The 606-nt window shown below is 33.0% G+C and carries 2 pseudogenes; both read left to right on the forward strand.

The annotated features are described in order from the left end of the window. Positions 1-318, forward strand: a pseudogene (locus BD31_RS08000) (5-amino-6-(D-ribitylamino)uracil--L-tyrosine 4-hydroxyphenyl transferase CofH); the annotation flags it as partial. Positions 319-437: 119 nt separating this feature from the next. Then, positions 438-606, forward strand: a pseudogene (locus BD31_RS10815) (DNA gyrase modulator); the annotation flags it as partial.

The following is a 606-nucleotide window of genomic DNA, read 5'->3' on the forward strand; positions in this document are numbered from 1 at the left end:
GAGGGGCAAAAAATGTCTCAGCTATTACTAATGTGGGGAGCAAACGATTTTGGAGGAACGTTAATCAATGAAAGTATTTCAACATCAGCTGGTTCCGAACATGGTCAGTTGTTAAGACCAAAAGAGATTAAGAGGATGATAAGAGAGATAGGAAGAACTCCAGCTGAGAGAAATACATATTATAAAATTCTAAGGAAGTTTGATGACGGAAATGAAATAGACGAAAAGTTGGACAATGCTAAAAATTCACAGTTTGGATCATATGTGGAATTAATCAAAATTAAAAAATTCAAATATAAAAATCCAAGGAGTGAGTAATTGCCTGCCTTAGATAAGGCGTTAAACCATTCACGGAAAAGAGGAATTGACGAATGTGAAGTAACAAGGGTTAAAAAAAGATCATCACAGTAAGAATTACAGATTCAGAGATTGTAGAAATCAAAGAAAATTTTGGTAGAGAATTTGGAATTAGATTAATTCATGGAAAAAAAATTGCGTCAATCCAAACCACAAATGAGAGAGAGATTGAAAAATTAATAGATAACGGATTAGGATCACTGACAAATCTAAAATCGAGAGAATTTTGGGGAGGATTACCATATAAAA

The sequence above is a fragment of the Candidatus Nitrosopumilus salarius BD31 genome (assembly GCF_000242875.2).
GTDB lineage: Archaea > Thermoproteota > Nitrososphaeria > Nitrososphaerales > Nitrosopumilaceae > Nitrosopumilus > Nitrosopumilus salarius.